This is a genomic window from Niveispirillum sp. FG156 (genome assembly GCF_057809555.1).
In genome coordinates this window covers 94,138-111,121 of record NZ_JBMDKE010000024.1, presented here as the reverse complement: position 1 = coordinate 111,121, position 16,984 = coordinate 94,138, and the positions used below count along the sequence as shown (strand labels likewise).

The following is a 16,984-nucleotide window of genomic DNA, read 5'->3' as shown; positions in this document are numbered from 1 at the left end:
GCCCCGGCCTTCGCCGGGGAGGCAATCTATGAGTTCCAATGGGTTAGAAAAACTACACCCTGAATCTCAACACACCTTAATCCGCGCTACGAAGCCCCGGTGCGTCGCCTCAAGCCGGCAGCAGCACCAGACCCGCCAGCGGCGGCAAGGCGATCTCAACACTGAACGGCTGCCCGTCCCAGGGCAGGGGTTGGGCCTGCACCGGTTCCGGGTTGGTGATGCCACTGCCGGCATAGGCGGCGGCGTCACTGTTCAACGCCTCCCGCCACATCCCCCCGAACGGCACACCCACGCGATACCGCTGACGCGGCACGGGCGTGAAATTCACCAATGTCACGGCGACCGCCCCCTCGGCAAAGCCATGGCGGCTGTAGGCCAGCACGCTTTCATCCGCCGCCCCGCCCTTGATCCAGCGGAAGCCCTCGCCCTCACAGTCTCGCTCATGCAGGGCCGGTGTGTCACGGTAGAGATGGTTCAGGTCACGGACCAGATCGCGCACGCCCCGGTGCCAGTGGCCGCCGCCATGATCGTCCAGCAGATGCCAGTCAAGCTGCCCATCATGGTTCCATTCGCGCCCCTGCGCGAATTCCCCGCCCATGAACAGCAGCTTCTTGCCCGGATGGGTCCACATGAAGCTGAAATAGGCGCGCAGATTGGCGAATTTCTGCCAGTCATCCCCCGGCATGCGGGCCAGCAGCGAGCCCTTGCCATGCACGACCTCATCATGGCTGAGCGGCAGGATGAAGTTTTCGGAAAAGGCGTAGAGCAGGCCGAAGGTCAGGTCGCTATGGTGATGGCGGCGATGGATCGGATCACGCTGCATATATTTCAGCGTGTCATGCATCCAGCCCATGTTCCATTTATAGCCAAAGCCCAGGCCGCCGGCATGGGCCGGCTGTGACACGCCGGGCCAGGCGGTGGACTCTTCGGCAATGGTCATGGCCCCGCCGCCCTGCCCTTCCTCGGCCCCATAGACCAGGGCATTCATGCGGCGCATGAAATCAATGGCTTCCAGGTTTTCGCGCCCGCCATGGCGGTTGGGGACCCATTCACCTTCCTTGCGGCTGTAATCCAGGTACAGCATGGAGGCGACGGCATCCACGCGCAGCCCGTCAATATGGTAATGCCGCAGCCAGAACAGGGCGTTGGAGATGAGGAAATTCGTCACCTCGTTCCGCCCGAAATTATAGATCGCGGTGTTCCAGTCGGGGTGATAGCCCTGGCGCGGATCGGCATGTTCGTACAGGTGCGAGCCGTCGAACTCATACAGACCATGGGCATCGGTCGGGAAATGGCCGGGCACCCAATCGATGATCAGGCCAATTTCCGCCTGATGGCAGGCATCGACAAAGGCCTGGAAATCCGCCGGCGTGCCAAAGCGCGAGGTCGGCGCGAACAGGCCCAGCGCCTGATAGCCCCAGGACCCGTCAAACGGATGCTCATGAACGGGCATCACCTCGATATGGGTGAAGCCCATTTCCCGCACATAGGGCACCAGTTGGTTCGCCAGTTCGCGCCAGTTCAGGTAACCGGCATGGCCGGGCCGCCGCCAGGAACCGGGATGCACCTCATAGATGGAAATGGGGGCGGAACGGGCATTGCGCGCCGCCCGCCGGGCCAGCCATTCCGCATCCTGCCAGGGGTGATGATCGATGCGCGACACGATGGAGGCGGTGGCGGGCCGGAATTCGGCAGCCAGCGCATGCGGATCGGCCTTCAGCGGCAGCATGTAGCCGCCGGCATCCAGCATCTCGTACTTGTAATGCGCACCCTCGGTCACGCCGGGGATGAAAATCTCCCAGATGCCGGCGCCTAAGCGCAGGCGCATGACATGGATACGGCCATCCCAGCCGTTGAAGTCGCCCACGACCGACACGCGCCGCGCATTGGGCGCCCAGACGGCGAAGCGCACACCGGCGACGCCGTCGATCACATCCAGATGCGCGCCCAGCTTTTCATAGGATCGCCAGTGCCGCCCCTCGCCCAGCAGATATTGATCCATCTCCCCCAGGATGGGCGGGAATCGGTACGGGTCCTCAATCTCCCAGCGGTCATGCCCGCGCGACAGACGCAACCGGTATCCCGCTGCCTGTTCAGCGGTCAGGGTGCCGGCGAAGAACCCGTCGCCATGCAGGCGCGGCAGGTCCAGCCGTTCCGCCCCATCCGCACCGATCACCGCTACGCGTTCCGCATCGGGCCGGAACACCCGCAATTCCACCCGCCCCGACCCGTCATGCAGCGGATGCGGCCCCAGGATCGCGAAGACGTCGCCATGCGTCGCCTGGATGATGGCGGCAATTTCGGCTTCGGACGGGGTCTGGGGCATGATGGTCCTGGGTTGGGGTGATGAGGAAATTTACCATGTTTGCGGGAGCGTGGGGATATGGAGCGTAGCTCCCTCACCCTCCCACGCCTTCCGGCGCGGGCCCCTCCCTCTCCCGCCAAGCGGGCGAGGGGCTAAATTTTCACCCCTCGCCTACGAACGTGGGAGAGGGAGGGGCCCGTCGGCGCCAGTCGACGGGAGGGTGAGGGTTCAACGCCAACCGGGAGGTTCAACGCAAAACCGGTGAAGGAACTCCCCTTTACCCCCGCTGCCCCAACCGCCGCTCCCGGATCGGCCGCTTGGACCGGGCCAGGCTTTCGGCCAGATTGACGCCACGGCGTAATGCGACGGCCACCTGCAGCACGTCCAGCATGGCCAGATGCGCCAGACGGCTGACCATCGGCGTATACATGCTGGTATCTTCCACCACATCGACCAGTAGCGACACCGTGGCCTTTTCCGCCAGCGGTGACCCGCCCGAGGTCAGCGCCACCACCTTGGCCCCGCTGTCCAGCGCCAGATCAACCGAGCGCAGCAGCTCGCGCGTGCGGCCCGTGTGGGAAATGACCAAAGCCGCCGCAGTCGGCCCCAGCAGGGTGGCCGACATGGCCTGCACATGGAAATCCGTATAGGCGACGCAAGGGATGCCCAGACGGAAGAACTTGTTCTGCGCATCCATGGCCACCACGCCAGAGGCGCCGAAACCATAGAATTCCATACGCTGCGCCTCGGACAGGATGCGTACCGCCGCCTCCAACGCCTCCGGGTTGGTATGGTTGCGCACGCGCGTCAGCGACGCGATGGAGCGGTTCAGGACCTTGGCGGCCACATCGACCACCGGATCGTCGGGCCGCACCTCCTCATGCACATAAGGGGTGCCGGTGGCCAGATCCTGGGCCAGGCGCAGCTTGAAATCCTGGAACCCCGCACAGCCGATGGAGCGGCAGAAGCGGACGACCGTCGGCTGGCTGACCTGCGCCTCCCGCGCCACCTCCGCAACGGAGGCATTGACCACCGAATGCGGGCGCTTTAGCACCACTTCCGCGATCTTCTGTTCGGATCGGCGCAGACCGGACTGCATGCCACGGATACGTTCAAGCACGTCGGCCACTCCCCCCAACATCTGATACCGGCCAGCAGGGCCGTGTAAGGGAATTACACGAAATCCAACCGGATTTGGCAAGGCCGGCATACCGGCGGTAACAGCGGGGCACCCCTGCCCGCCAAGTTTGGCCCGTTCCACCCCCGAAATGCCTTTCTCAGGGCAAAAGCCGTAGTAAAGTTACGCCGCAGCGCAGCATGCCGGTCACAAACATGCGCGCGAATGCCGGAAATGCAGACAGACTACGTAGTCGCCGCTTGCGAGCTTTGGTAATTCTGCTACATTCAATGCAGAAGACGGCGCGGACCGCGCGCCGCCTCGGCCAGGAAATGGCCGGAAATCAAGGGACGGGCGGGCCGGGTGCCATGGCTGATGTGATGCAGGTTAATCCCTTCGACTATGTGGTGTTCGGCGGCACGGGCGATCTGGCCCTGCGCAAGCTGATGCCCGCCCTTTATTACCGCGAACGCGACCATCAGCTGACCGATGACAGCCGCATCATCGGCGTGTCCCGCACCGATCAGAATACCGACGCCTTCCGCGCGCAGATCACCAAGGCCCTGGGACAGTTCGTTCCGGCGGAAGATATCGATCAGGCCATCCTGGCCCGTTTCCTGGGCCGTATCACCTATGTGCCGCTGGACGCGACCAAGCCCGCCGGCAACTGGCCGCTGCTGGTCGAGGCGCTGAAGGATGGCGGGGAAAAGGCCCGCGTCTTCTATCTGGCGACCTCGCCCGTCCTGTTCGGCGCCATCTGCCGCAATATCAAGGAAGCGGACCTGATCTGCCCCAAGACGCGCGTCGTCCTGGAAAAGCCCATCGGCAAGGATCAGGCCTCGGCCAATGCCGTGAATAACGAGGTCGGCGCCATCTTCAAGGAAGAGCAGATCTTCCGCATCGATCACTACCTGGGCAAGGAGTCTGTGCAGAACCTCATGGTCCTGCGCTTTGGCAATGCCCTGTTCGAACCACTCTGGTCCGCCAACTATATCGACCATGTGCAGATTACCGTGGCCGAAAAGGTCGGCGTCGAGGGCCGTGCCGACTATTACGACAAGGCCGGCGCCCTGCGTGACATGGTGCAGAACCATTTCCTGCAGCTTCTCTGCCTTGTGGCCATGGAACCGCCGTCATCGCTGACGGAGGACATGATCCGCAATGAGAAGATCAAGGTGCTGCGCGCCCTGCGCCCCATCACGGCACAGGATGTGAAGGCCAAGACGGTGCGTGGCCAGTACCGCCAGGGCGCCATCGAGGGCAAGACGGTCCCCGGTTACGCCGAGGAACTGGGTGCTGCGTCCAACAATGAAACCTTCGTCGCCATCAAGGCGGAGGTGGATAATTGGCGCTGGGGCGGGGTTCCCTTTTATCTGCGCACCGGCAAGCGCATGCCCACGCGTTATTCCGAGATCGTCATCCAGTTCAAGGCCACACCGCACAATGTCTTCGGGCGCGGCGCGGGGGAGTTGACCGCCAACCGTCTGGTCATCCGGTTGCAGCCGGATGAGGGCGTGAACCTGTCGATCATGACCAAGGTGCCCGGCCCCGGCGGCCTGCGCCTGCGCTCGGTGCCGCTGAACCTGTCCTATGCGGAGACGTTCAAGGACCGCTATCCCGACGCCTATGAACGGCTGCTGATGGATACCGTTCGCGGCAACCCGTCCTTGTTCATGCGCCGGGACGAGGTGGACGCCGCCTGGGCCTGGATCGACACCATCCAGAAGGGCTGGAAGGACACCGACCAGCCGGCGGAACCCTATCCGGCCGGAAGCTGGGGGCCGCTGTCGGCAGCCCTGCTGCTGGCCCGTGATGATCGGCGGTGGAATGATGCCGACTATTAATAGCCACGCCGACAAAGGGTCCCTGGTCACGGCCCTGGCCGACCATATCGCTGGCCTGATCCGCGATGCGGTGGCCACCCATGGCCGCGCCTCGCTGGTCCTGTCGGGCGGCACCACGCCCGCCGACCTGTTCGCCCGGCTGGATACCTATGATTTGCCCTGGGACAAGGTCTATCTGACCCTGTCGGACGAACGCTGGGTCGATCTGGACGATCCCGCCAGCAATGAGGCGATGGTGCGCCGGACCCTGTCCGCCGCCGTCGCCAAGGGTGCAACCGTGGTCGGCCTGAAAAGCGTGGGCGCCACCCCCGCCGACGGTCTGGCCCGCACCAGCAGCCGGCTGGCCACCATGCCCCGCCCCTATGACCTTGTCCTGCTGGGCATGGGGGAGGACAGCCACACGGCCAGCTTCTTCCCCGGTGCCATCGGTCTGGCAGAGGCGTTGAGCGGTGCGCTGGGTCTGGCGGTGGCCGCCGTCACGCCCGCAGGTGGTGTGCCGGCACGCATCACCCTGACCTTGCCGGAACTGCTGCGCTCCCGCGCCGTTGCCCTGCTGATCACGGGCGACAAGAAAAAATCCGTTCTGGACGACGCATTGAAGCCGGGACCGGTTGAGGCCGCCCCCGTCCGCTCCGTGCTGCACCAGAATCAGGTCCCCGTTTCCATCTGGTGGGCGCCGTAACCCCCACGGCCTTTGCCGGGCGCCCCTGAAGGAGGAAGTTCGAGATGACACAGGACGCCATCCGCCGCGTCACCGACCGGATCATCGGGCGCAGCGGCGCCACCCGGTCCAAATATCTGGAGCAGACCCGCGCTGCCGCCGGCAAGGGTCCCAAGCGCGGTACGCTGGCCTGTGGCAATCTGGCCCATGGTTTCGCGGCCTGTGCCGCCGATGACAAGGCCAAGCTGAAATCGGGGACAGAGCCGAACATCGCCATCGTGTCCGCCTATAACGACATGCTGTCGGCGCATCAGCCGCTGGAACGCTATCCGGCCCTGATCAAGGATGCCGTGCGCAAGGCCGGTGCCGTGGCGCAGTTCGCGGGCGGCGTACCCGCCATGTGCGATGGCGTGACCCAGGGTCAACCCGGCATGGAACTGTCGCTGTTCTCCCGCGATGTCATCGCCATGTCCACGGCCATCGCGCTCTCGCACAACATGTTCGACGCCGGCCTCTATCTGGGGGTCTGCGACAAGATCGTGCCGGGCCTGTTCATCGGCGCCCTGTCCTTCGGCCATCTGCCCGCCGTCTTTGTGCCCGCCGGCCCCATGACGTCCGGCCTGTCCAACCCGGAAAAGGCCAAGGTCCGGCAGCTCTATGCGGAGGGCAAGCTGGGCCGCGACGCGCTGCTGGAGGCGGAGTCGCAGAGCTATCACGGGCCGGGCACCTGCACCTTCTATGGCACGGCCAATTCCAATCAGATGCTGATGGAGATCATGGGCCTGCACCTGCCGGGCTCCAGCTTCATCAACCCCAACACGCCGTTGCGCGATGCGCTGACGGTTGCCGCCGCTGAGCGTGCGGCCAAGATCACCGCGCTGGGTGACGAGTACACGCCCATCTGCGACGTGATTGATGAAAAGGCCATCGTGAATGGCATCATCGGTCTGATGGCCACGGGCGGGTCCACCAACCATGCCCTGCATCTGGTGGCCATGGCGGCCGCCGCCGGCATTCAGGTTGACTGGCAGGATTTCAGTGACCTGTCCTCCTCGGTCCCGCTGCTGGCCCGCGTCTATCCCAATGGCGTGGCCGATGTGAACCATTTCCACGCCGCCGGCGGTATGCAGTTCGTGATCTCTGAACTGCTGGATAGCGGCCTGCTGCATGGCGATGTGAAGACGGTGGCCGGCGAAGGCCTGGACGCCTATCGCCAGGATGCCTTCCTGGACAATCACGGCGTGGCCACCTGGCGGCCCGGCGTGAAGGAAAGCGCCGACACCAAGGTGCTGCGCCCCGTCGCCGATCCGTTCGACAGCACGGGCGGCATGCGCCTTCTGTCCGGCAATCTGGGCCGTGGCATCATCAAGGTCTCCGCCGTGAAGCCCGAACACCGGGTGATCGAGGCGCCGGCCGCCGTATTCGACAGCCAGGATGATTTGCAGGCCGCCTTCAAGGCCGGACAGTTGAACCGCGACGTCGTGGCCGTTGTCCGCTTCCAGGGTCCGCGCGCCAATGGCATGCCGGAACTGCACAAGCTGACGCCCGGCCTGGGCGTGTTGCAGGACAAGGGCTTCAAGGTGGCGCTGGTCACCGATGGCCGCATGTCGGGCGCCTCGGGCAAGGTGCCCGCCGCCATCCACATCACGCCGGAATGCCTGGGCGGCGGCCCGCTGGCCCGGGTGCGCGATGGCGACGTCATCCGCCTGAATGCCGAAACCGGTGAATTGAACGTGCTGGTCGATGCCACCGAATTCGCGGCCCGCACCGTCACTGTGCCCGACCTGTCGCACAATGAATGGGGCATGGGCCGCAACCTGTTCGGTGCCTTCCGCGCCTCTGCCACCGGTGCCGAACAGGGCGGTTCCTGCTTCGCCGCCCCCTCCTCCACCACCGCCTGATCCGACCGGAACCTGACAAGATGAGCATGGATATCGCCCACATCGCCAGCCTGGCCCCGGTCATTCCGGTGATCATCATCGACCGGCTGGAAGATGCCCAGCCCCTGGCAGAGGCGCTGGTAGCCGGCGGCCTGCCGGTGCTGGAAGTCACCCTGCGCTCCGCCGCAGCCTTGGACGCCATCCGCATCATGGCCAAGGTGCCGGGCGCGGTGGTCGGTGCCGGCACCGTCATCGCCCCGGAACAGGTGGCGCAGGTGGCCGATGCCGGCGCCAAATTCATCGTCAGCCCCGGCACCTATCCGGCCCTGGTCGACACCATCCTGGACAGCGGCATCCCCTACCTGCCCGGCGTCGCCACCCCGGCGGAGATGATGTACCTGCTGTCGCGCGGCATCCGTCACCAGAAGCTGTTCCCCGCCACCGTCGTGGGCGGCATGGACATGCTGAAGGCGGTCTCCTCGCCGCTCTCCCAGATCAAATTCTGCCCCACCGGCGGCGTCACCGCCGCCACCGCGCCCGACTTCCTGGCCCTGCCCAACGTCATGTGCGTGGGTGGCTCTTGGGTGACGCCCGGCAACATGGTCAAGGCCGGCGACTGGGCCGGCATCACGGCGCTCGCCCGCGAAGCCGCCAGCCTGCCGCGCCGCGCGTAACTCTTTTCCGGTCCTCTACGATCGCCGTTGTCCGGTCATTTCACGGCGATCGACCTTATGGGCGGTTGGGGGAATCCCGACCGCCCATCTTTTTTGGGGGGATATGGCGAGTCACGCCAATCCAATTCCAAGTTCAGTAAGCTTGGCTTTCAAATGTTCTACGTTAGTTGTCGGACCCGTTAGAATTTGGGTGATTGTTCCATCAAATATAGCTTTCGCGAAATCGAATTCCATCAATAGATCCGGAGAAAAATTCATCTTCCGACCGTCATTCAACATAGGCGACCCAAGCCCTGGCACCGACAGAGAAATTCTTAGCTCGCTCTCGTTATAGTAAATTTTATCTTTTAAGTAGGTATAAATAATTGGATTCGGAATATCCCTGCCGACGGGGTTATACGCATCCCGATCTATGTATAATATTTTGCCATAGTTTATTGAAAATATTTGATGACATTGTATATCTCCGCACATAAGCGCCGATGGACCGCTCAGCGTTGCATTTAAGCTTTCTTTAAGTTTTTCAAAATCAAATTCTAAACACACTTTTCCCATCACGGTGTTTCCACCATAGTTTTTCCAAATATAATCAGAATTCATCGTCGAAAAGCAACAAGCATAGGTTCGACTTCGCACCAACGCATAATAATCCGATAGACTAAATGTAGATAATCTCTCAAAAACTATACCCTGACTAATGACCTTGCCGTGCGGTGGTTCAGCGCCGTCATCTACATCTGCACCAGGAAAGTCCTTATACGAATCAACACGATTAAAATGCAGATATCTACCGGAGATGGATTTTATCAAGTTTTCAACTGATATGACTTTGTAGAGGCGTTGACCAGGATTTGGCTGCCCCAATATTAATTTATGCGGCTCAATGAGTACGGGAGGTGATTCGTTTACAGTCAATGTCACCTCCATTCCTGGCTAGACGGCCTCCAGCATGGAGACTTGATCCAACGGAAAGCTAAATCACTATAAGCATTTTTACTATCCACATTCTAACAATTCTATATATCTACAAAGAAAATCTATTTCAAAATTGATCATTTAACCTATACACAAGCCAGCCATCTTCTTGGTCGGACAGATTATCGGTATCGGCTCCATAATCGAGCATCATTGGCCCAAAAATTACCCCCCTTACAATCCCCGCCTAATCCACCCGCATCTCACCCACAAGGTCATCAAGATCAACCCTGAGTACACCCGCAAGTCGGGTCAGCACCTGGACGCTTCCCGCTTTCTTGCCCGTTTCGATTTCAGACAGATAGCCGGGAGCGATCCCAACCTGTGCCGCCAAATCACGGGCTGTCATACCCCGGTGTTTGCGCCAGGCACGGACCGGGTTGGCCCCGTCGCAGAGTGCCACGGCCATCTCAAAGGGGATGGTTTCCGTACGCCCGGCGGCAAGGTCGGCATCAATCTGCCTGATGCGAGCAAGATCGTGCGCTTCCTCTAACTCGTCCAGCAAAGCCTCGTAATCGGTACGGGCAAGCGTGACGGTCTCCGCAGTGACGGACAAGGGCTTGATGGCATTCATTCATAAACCTCCCCACGCACATCAATGATCAGAACGAGGATGCTATCTTCGACCCTGACCACGCGGTACACCGCACGCCAGTCCCCCTGACGAATACGAAACGTGTCCTGCACGCCCTTCAACGCTTTCACATCGAAAGTATGCCGGGCAAAGGGGGCCGCCGCCACCGCTTGCAACTTGCCAAGCAAGGTCGCACGGGCCTTTGCCGGCATCTTCGCCAGCCCCTTCTGTGCAACCTTGGTCAGCTCGACTTTCATGCCGAAATATTCTCTCAGAGCTAACATCCGCACAAGATGAAAGTTAGCTGTCGGCGAACATTTGGACCTATCCTAAGCCCCTCATGCTGCACCCCTCACGGATGCGGCAACGGTATCCCATACCTTACGGCCAGCGCTTTCATGATCGCCGTCCTTGTACCGGCAAAGCGCACCCCACCATGCCGCCCCGTCTCCAAGCCATCATCGGCTTCATCACCAAAGATCAGCAGCGGCAGGCCTTGGTTTGCCTGTCCCACCAGCGCCACCACCTCGGCCCTGGGCCGGGGAAAATCGTGGCGCCGCACCTCCACCCGCTCCGCAATCACCGGAAACCGGGCCAGGATGCCCTCCATGAACATACAGTCGGCGCAGTAGAAGCGCTGGCCGGGGTACTTCTCATCCGGGAAATCGGGCGGCAGCAGGTACAGGATGTCGCGGGCCATATTATCAATCATCGGTCCAGGGGTTGATCAGGGCGATCCCGCAATCCCGGAAATCCGGGATATTTCGGGTCACCAGCGTGGCAGAGTGAAGATTGGCAATCGCTGCAATCTGGGCATCAAACACGGAGATCGGGGCACCGGCTCTTTGGCGGCGTGATCTTATATCTGCATAGATAAGGCTGGATGGCGCATCAAAGGGCAGGATTCGCTCGGCGAAGTCCTGCACAAACATTGTCTCTGCTGCCTTCATAAGCAGGGCTTTGCGGCGCCCGGTCGGCATAATCGACAGACCGAAGAAGATTTCAGCCTGTGTTACCGATGTCGTGAAGAGCAGGGAAGGTGACTGTCGTGAAATCCAATTGAAGACACGGTCGGATCCGGCTGGCCGCATCAATTCACTGATGACATTCGTGTCCAACACGAACATCAACGAAAATCCGGCGGCGGCGGACCATCTTCACGCAGCACCTCTGGCAGTTCAACCCCACCCAAAGCCGCGAAACGGTCCCGGATGGACTGGGCCAGATTACCAGCCTCGCGCTTTGGCGGAGGCAGCGCATCCAGCAGAATATGCTTCGCCTCCTCCTCCTCCGACCGGCCACGCACAGCGGCGCGGGCGCGCAATCGGTCCTGCAAGGTGGGATCAAGATCGGTAATGGTCAGGCTGGCCATGGGCACCTCCCTGTCATCCATCCATAATAGGTGCTGCGGCCCCCCTTGCCAACCACCCGCACCCGCGCCATTGTTGCGAATGATTTGCGATTGGCAGCGGAAAGCAGCATGACCGAGCCGACGAGCAGCCGCCGCTGGCGGCCCTTCTATATGGCGCTGGGCTATGTCTGCGTGGGGCTGGCCATGGCGGGGGCGGTGCTGCCGGTCCTGCCGACCACGCCATTCCTGCTGGTGGCGCTGTGGGCCTATTTCCGCTCGCACCCCGAAAAGGCACAGAAGCTGCTGGACCATCCGCGCTGGGGCCCGCCGCTCCGCGACTGGCGCGAACAGGGCGCCATCCCGACACGCGCCAAAATCGCGGCGGTATCGGTGATGGCCCTGTCCTGGGTCTTCGTGTTCTTCACGACACGCGGCACCTGGGTGCCCGTGATTGTCGGTGTCATCCTGTGCTGCACGGCGATTTTCGTCGCCACACGTCCGGCACCGAAGCGACTGAAAACCCGTAGCGCGGATTAGCGTCAGCGTAATCCGCGGAAACCCCGTCGCCGGAGGACCCGCGGATTACGGCTGCGCCTAATCCGCGCTACGCGTCACGTCACCCCGCCAGCAGCCCGCGCAACTGCCGCCCCGCCACCGCCAGCATGGCGATGTCGAGGGCTGCCACGCCGCGCAGGTCGGCCAGCAGGCTGTTGATCCGCTCCAGCGGACCGGTACGCTGTGCCGCCCAGGCGTCGAACGGATCGCCGCCCTGGCTCTGGATCAGCACGCGGGCCGTCAACCGGGCCTGCAGGTTGAACAGATCATCCAGCGAGGCCGCCACCGCCTGGCGCTGCCAGTGGTTTTCGGACTTCACCTCTGCCGTCCGCGCCCGCAGATATTCCAGGCCCAGGCGGTCGCCCAGGTCGAAATAGAGGTTGGCCACGTCCGACGGATCGCGGTTGGCCTCAACCGCGATTTCCGCGATGTCGGTACTGGCCGCCAGCAGCGGCAGGGCCGCGACACGGCGGGCCAGATCACCCGGCACCCCATCCTTGGACCAGTTGCCCGCCGTCTCCGCCAGCCATTTCAGGGCCGACGGCGACAGGATATCGGGCAGATGGCCCGTCAGTTCCTCCACCACGGGGGCCAGACGCGCCACTTCCGCCGCGATATCCAGCGGGTAGCTGCCATGGGCCAGGACCCAGGGCACGGCCCGGCGCATCAGGCGGCCCGTATAGAGCATCATGGCCGTTTGCACCGCCGCCGGCACCTTGGTATCCAACGCCTCCACCGCGTCCCACAGCCGGCGCAGGCCGAAGGCGTCGCGGACGATCAGATAGGCACGGGCGACATCGCCCTCGCGGCGGCCCGTCTGTTCCACCATTTCCCAGGTAAAGGTGGGGCCGACGCGGTTGACCATGCCGTTGGTGACAGCCGTGCAGATGATCTCGCGCCGCAACTGATGGCGCCCCAAAGCGTCGGGGAACTTCTCCTGCAATGGCTTGGGGAAGTAGCGCATCAGATCGCGTTCGACGCTCTTGTCCTCCGGCAGGTCGGACGCCAGCAACTGGTCATAAAGGTCGATCTTGGCATAGGCCAGCAGCACCGCCGTTTCCGGGCGGGTCAGGCCGCGCTTGGCGTTGACACGGGCGGCGATTTCCTCGTCATCGGGCAGGAACTCGATGGCGCGCGACAGCTTGCCGGCCTTTTCCATGGTGCGGGCGAACCGGGCCTGATCCTCCAGCGTTTCCACCGAAATGGCCTGGGCGATGGTCAGGGCCTGGGTCTGCTTGTAATTATCGGCCAGGACCAGATCTGCCACCTCGTCCGTCATCTGGGCCAGCAGCACGTCGCGCTGTTCACGCGTCATGCCGCCGCCATCCATGACGTCGCGCAGCAGGATCTTGATATTCACCTCATGGTCCGAGGTGTCCACGCCGGCGGAATTGTCGATGGCGTCGGTATTGATCGACACGCCGGCCTGCGCCGCCTCGATACGGCCGCGCTGGGTGAAGCCAAGGTTCGCACCCTCGCCCACCACCTTGGCCCGCAAATCCCGGCCATTCAGGCGGATGGGATCGTTGGCCTTGTCACCGGCATCGGCGTTGGTCTCGTCCGACGACTTCACATAGGTGCCGATGCCGCCCAGCCACAGCAGTTCCACCTTGGCGCGCAAGACGGCGCGCATCAGCTCCGTCGGCGTCACCCGCTCGTTCTGGATTTCCAGCGCCTGACGGATTTCCGGCGACAGCGTCACCGACTTGGCCCCCCGGTCGAAGATAGCGCCGCCTTGCGACAGCTTCGTCGTGTCGTAATCAGCCCAGGACGAGCGCGGCAGATCGAACAGGCGCTTGCGCTCCGCCCAGCTGCTGGCCGCATCCGGGTTGGGATCGACAAAGATGTGGCGATGGTCAAAGGCGGCGATCAGGCGGATATGCTTGGACAGCAGCATGCCGTTGCCAAACACGTCGCCCGACATGTCGCCCACGCCGACGGTGGTGAAATCCTCGTTCTGGATATCCTTGCCCAGCTCGCGGAAATGGCGCTTCACCGCCTCCCACGCGCCGCGCGCGGTAATGCCCATGCCCTTATGGTCGTATCCGGCGGAACCGCCAGAGGCAAAGGCATCGTCCAGCCAGAAGCCATAGTCACGCGACACGCCATTGGCGATGTCGCTGAAGGTCGCCGTGCCCTTGTCGGCGGCAACCACCAGATAGGGATCGTCGCTGTCCAGGCGCACCACATCAGTGGGCGGAATGACCACACCGTTCTTGAGGTTGTCGGTGATATCCAGCAGGCCGCGCATCATCGTCTTGTAGCATTCGATGACCTCGGCCATCACGGCCTCGCGTCCGGCGCTGGCCGGCACGGGGTTCTTCACGATGAAGCCGCCCTTGCTGCCGACCGGCACGATCACCGCATTCTTGACGATCTGCGCCTTGATCAGGCCCAGGATCTCGGTGCGGAAATCTTCCTTGCGGTCGGACCAGCGGATGCCGCCGCGCGCCACCTTGCCACCGCGCAGATGGATGGCCTCCACACGCGGGCTATAGACCCAAATCTCCCGCCACGGGCGCGGCAGGGGCAGGTCATCGATCGACCCGCTATCCAGCTTGAAGGAGATGTAGCTCTTCGCCTTCCCGTCCGCCCCCTTCTGATAGAAGTTGGTGCGCAGGGTGGCGCGGATGATGTTCAGCATCCGGCGCAGGATGCGGTCCTCATCCAGGTTGGTGACGGCATCCAGCGCGTGGTCGATCTCCAGGATCAGGCCCTTGCGCTTGGTATCCACCTCATCCCGGCCCAGCTTGGCCAGGATGGCCGGATCATGGCTGAGCCGGAACAGGTCCAGCAGCAGGCGGGCGATCTTGGAATGGGTCGAAAGCGTATTCTCGATATATTCCTGGCTGAAATCGAACTTGGCCTGCTTCAGATACTTGGCATAGGCGCGGAAGATCGTGACCTCGCGCCAATCCATGCCCGACAGCAGCACCAGACGGTTGAAGCCGTCCGACTGTGCCTCTCCGGTCCAGACGCGGTGGAACGCATCCTCGAACGCCGCCTTCACGCGATCCAGCTCGACGGCGCGGCCATCGGCGGTGCGCATGTCGAAATCCTGCATGAAGACATTGGGCGTATCGCCGGGGAACTCCACCTCGAACGGGCCGCCCTCGGCCAGGATGCGCAGGCCCAGATGCTCCAGCATGGGCAGCACCTTGGACAGTTCCACCGGCCCGCCGGTCTGATAGACCTTGAAGAACAGCTGATGGGCGTCGGCCTCCACCGGGCGGTGCAGGTTGAGCGCGATGCCGCCCTGGGCAATAACCTGCTCGATCCTGGCGATATCGACCACCGCCTCATCCGGGCTGTAGGCCTCCTGGTACGATGCCGGCAGGGTGGCATTATACTTGCGCGCCAGGGCCAGACCGGCAGCCTCGCCCTTTTCCTCCACCATTGCCTGGGTGAAGCGGTCGCGCCAGCCGCGCGATGCCTCGATCAGCTGGCTTTCTAGTTCCCCCACATCCACGTCGGGCAGCTTGCCGGGTGTGGTCTGCACGATCAGATGGACGCGCGCCAGCACGCTTTCCGACAGCGAGACATTCACCTGGGTCGAGGTGCCGTCATAGGCCTTCTCGATCAGGGCCTGCAGGCGCTTGCGCAGATCGGTATCGTAACGATCGCGCGGAACATGGATCAATGCGGAAACGAAACGTTCGAACGGGTCCTTGCGCACGAACAGGGCGACGCGCTGCCGCTCCTGCAGATGCAGCACACCGGTCGCGATCTCATACAGCTCATCATCGCCGATCTGGAACAGCTCGTCACGCGGATAGGTTTCCAGGATATGGACCAGCGCCTTGCCATCATGGCCGCGCCCGTCAAAGCCCGACCGGGCGATGACGCGCGCCACCTTCTGGCGCAGGAACGGGATATCGCGGGATGACCGGTTATAGGCAGTGCTGGTGAACAGGCCGACGAACAGCCGCTCGCCCACTTCCTCCCCCGCCTCGTTGAACAGCTTGACCATGACGGCGTCCAGCGGCGCGCGGCGATGCACCGTGCTGTCCTTGTTGGCCTTGGTCACCATCATGAAGCGGGGGTGGCGGACAAATGCCTTCACCTCCGGCGGCAAGGTGGAAAAATAGCGCAACCCGTCAAAGACGCTAACCTCATCATCGCGCAGCAGGCCCAGGCCAGCACCCGTCTGGATGTCCAGCGTCTCCTCATCCTTCTCCTTGCCCAGGCGGTATTCGCGGATGCCAAGGAAGATGAAATGGTCTTCATCCATCCAGCGCAGGAAGGCCAGGCCCTCCTCCCGCTCATCCGCCGCCACGGGGCCATATTGGCCCGCAATGGTTTCGGTCAGACGGGCGCGCATGGCGTGGAAATCGGTGACGGCGGCGCGGACATCGGCCAGTACGGCGGCGATGCCGGCGCGGATCGCGTCCAGTTCATCGTTACCGGTGATCTGATCGACCTCGATATGCATCACCGATTCCGCGATGGCATCGGCGGGCGCCTCGCCATTCTGCCAAATGGCGGTCAGGCGGCCATCGCCATCGCGGCTGACCTTGATCACGGGATGCACCACCAGATGGACCGTCAGGCCCCGGCGGTTCAGTTCGGCGGAAACGCTGTCCACCAGGAAGGGCATGTCGTCATTGACGATTTCCACCACCGTATGGTGGGCGTGCCATCCGTCGCTGTCGACGCGCGGGTTCAGGACGCGGACCAGCGCGTCACCCCGCTTGCGCGTGCCCCCGAACTGCATGATGGCGATGGCGGCGCCATACAGCTCATCGGCGGTGGAGCGCAGCATGTCGTCGGGCGACACGTTGCGATAGAAGGCCCGGACGAACGCTTCGGCCAGGCCGGCCTTTTCCTTGGACAACCGGCTGCGCAGCTTGGCGACAACCTGTTCCACCAGCTCGGACTTACGCTGTTCGAGCTTGAACGCCATGGTATTTCTCCCGCAATGGACCGCATCTTTGTCGGGGCAATTTTGTGGCTGGATGGGCCCCGGCACGGTTCGCGGGCAACACCTTGCTCCTTTTATGCGTCGTCAGAAAGAGTGTCGGGTGACAGTTCGGCGTTCCGGAACGCTT

At 62.8% G+C, this 16,984-nt stretch carries 14 protein-coding genes; 5 read left to right on the top strand and 9 right to left on the bottom strand.

The genetic code is table 11. The features are described from left to right. Positions 1–109: 109 nt before the first annotated feature. Together glgB and hexR are read right to left on the bottom strand one after the other, a co-directional pair. The gene (gene glgB, locus ACODSP_RS16665) at positions 110–2,329 is read right to left on the bottom strand and encodes a 1,4-alpha-glucan branching protein GlgB (protein ID WP_488966686.1); all 2,220 of its coding nucleotides are present in this window, start codon (positions 2,327–2,329) and stop codon (positions 110–112) included. A gap of 253 nt (positions 2,330–2,582) precedes the next feature. Next, the gene (gene hexR / locus ACODSP_RS16660; protein WP_488966681.1) at positions 2,583–3,425 is read right to left on the bottom strand and encodes a transcriptional regulator HexR; all 843 of its coding nucleotides are present in this window, start codon (positions 3,423–3,425) and stop codon (positions 2,583–2,585) included. 365 nt (positions 3,426–3,790) lie between these two features. Here hexR and zwf point away from each other — a divergent pair, with 365 nt between their 5' ends. Genes zwf through ACODSP_RS16640 form a run of 4 tightly spaced genes read left to right on the top strand, consistent with a single transcriptional unit; the run spans position 3,791 to position 8,481 of the window. Beyond that, on the top strand, positions 3,791–5,266 hold the full coding sequence (gene zwf, locus ACODSP_RS16655; RefSeq protein ID WP_488966680.1) for a glucose-6-phosphate dehydrogenase: 1,476 nt from the start codon (positions 3,791–3,793) through the stop codon (positions 5,264–5,266). Continuing rightward, positions 5,250–5,948 (top strand): 6-phosphogluconolactonase, encoded by a 699-nt coding sequence (pgl, locus tag ACODSP_RS16650; RefSeq protein WP_488966679.1) that lies wholly within the window; start codon positions 5,250–5,252, stop codon positions 5,946–5,948. The genes zwf and pgl overlap by 17 nt, the downstream gene beginning before the upstream one ends. A gap of 44 nt (positions 5,949–5,992) precedes the next feature. Further along, a complete protein-coding gene (edd, locus tag ACODSP_RS16645; protein WP_488966678.1) occupies positions 5,993–7,828 on the top strand; it encodes a phosphogluconate dehydratase in 1,836 nt (611 codons plus the stop codon). Between the two features lie 20 nt (positions 7,829–7,848). Next, positions 7,849–8,481 (top strand): bifunctional 4-hydroxy-2-oxoglutarate aldolase/2-dehydro-3-deoxy-phosphogluconate aldolase, encoded by a 633-nt coding sequence (locus ACODSP_RS16640; protein ID WP_488966677.1) that lies wholly within the window; start codon positions 7,849–7,851, stop codon positions 8,479–8,481. A 111-nt stretch (positions 8,482–8,592) separates the two neighbouring features. On the opposite strand, the gene ACODSP_RS16635 is transcribed toward ACODSP_RS16640, so the two are convergent. From ACODSP_RS16635 to ACODSP_RS16610, 6 genes are all read right to left on the bottom strand, one after another. After that, the gene (locus ACODSP_RS16635) at positions 8,593–9,396 is read right to left on the bottom strand and encodes a DUF2971 domain-containing protein (RefSeq protein ID WP_488966676.1); all 804 of its coding nucleotides are present in this window, start codon (positions 9,394–9,396) and stop codon (positions 8,593–8,595) included. A gap of 247 nt (positions 9,397–9,643) precedes the next feature. Then, positions 9,644–10,030: a helix-turn-helix domain-containing protein gene (locus ACODSP_RS16630; protein WP_488966675.1), complete on the bottom strand. Its 387-nt coding sequence runs from the start codon at positions 10,028–10,030 to the stop codon at positions 9,644–9,646. Beyond that, the gene (locus ACODSP_RS16625) at positions 10,027–10,287 is read right to left on the bottom strand and encodes a type II toxin-antitoxin system RelE family toxin (protein WP_488966674.1); all 261 of its coding nucleotides are present in this window, start codon (positions 10,285–10,287) and stop codon (positions 10,027–10,029) included. Before ACODSP_RS16625 ends, ACODSP_RS16630 begins: the two co-directional genes overlap by 4 nt. A gap of 95 nt (positions 10,288–10,382) precedes the next feature. After that, complete coding sequence (locus ACODSP_RS16620) at positions 10,383–10,730, bottom strand: DUF3088 domain-containing protein (RefSeq protein WP_488966673.1); 348 nt, start codon at positions 10,728–10,730, stop codon at positions 10,383–10,385. A 4-nt stretch (positions 10,731–10,734) separates the two neighbouring features. Then, positions 10,735–11,157 carry a type II toxin-antitoxin system VapC family toxin gene (locus tag ACODSP_RS16615; RefSeq protein ID WP_488966672.1) on the bottom strand — a complete coding sequence of 141 codons (423 nt, stop codon included), beginning with the start codon at positions 11,155–11,157 and terminating at the stop codon, positions 10,735–10,737. Then, complete coding sequence (locus tag ACODSP_RS16610) at positions 11,157–11,402, bottom strand: FitA-like ribbon-helix-helix domain-containing protein (protein ID WP_488966671.1); 246 nt, start codon at positions 11,400–11,402, stop codon at positions 11,157–11,159. Before ACODSP_RS16610 ends, ACODSP_RS16615 begins: the two co-directional genes overlap by 1 nt. 108 nt (positions 11,403–11,510) lie before the next feature. Here ACODSP_RS16610 and ACODSP_RS16605 point away from each other — a divergent pair, with 108 nt between their 5' ends. Then, positions 11,511–11,918 (top strand): YbaN family protein, encoded by a 408-nt coding sequence (locus ACODSP_RS16605; protein ID WP_488966670.1) that lies wholly within the window; start codon positions 11,511–11,513, stop codon positions 11,916–11,918. A 79-nt stretch (positions 11,919–11,997) separates the two neighbouring features. On the opposite strand, the gene ACODSP_RS16600 is transcribed toward ACODSP_RS16605, so the two are convergent. Then, complete coding sequence (locus ACODSP_RS16600) at positions 11,998–16,839, bottom strand: NAD-glutamate dehydrogenase (RefSeq protein ID WP_488966669.1); 4,842 nt, start codon at positions 16,837–16,839, stop codon at positions 11,998–12,000. Positions 16,840–16,984 lie beyond the last annotated feature (145 nt).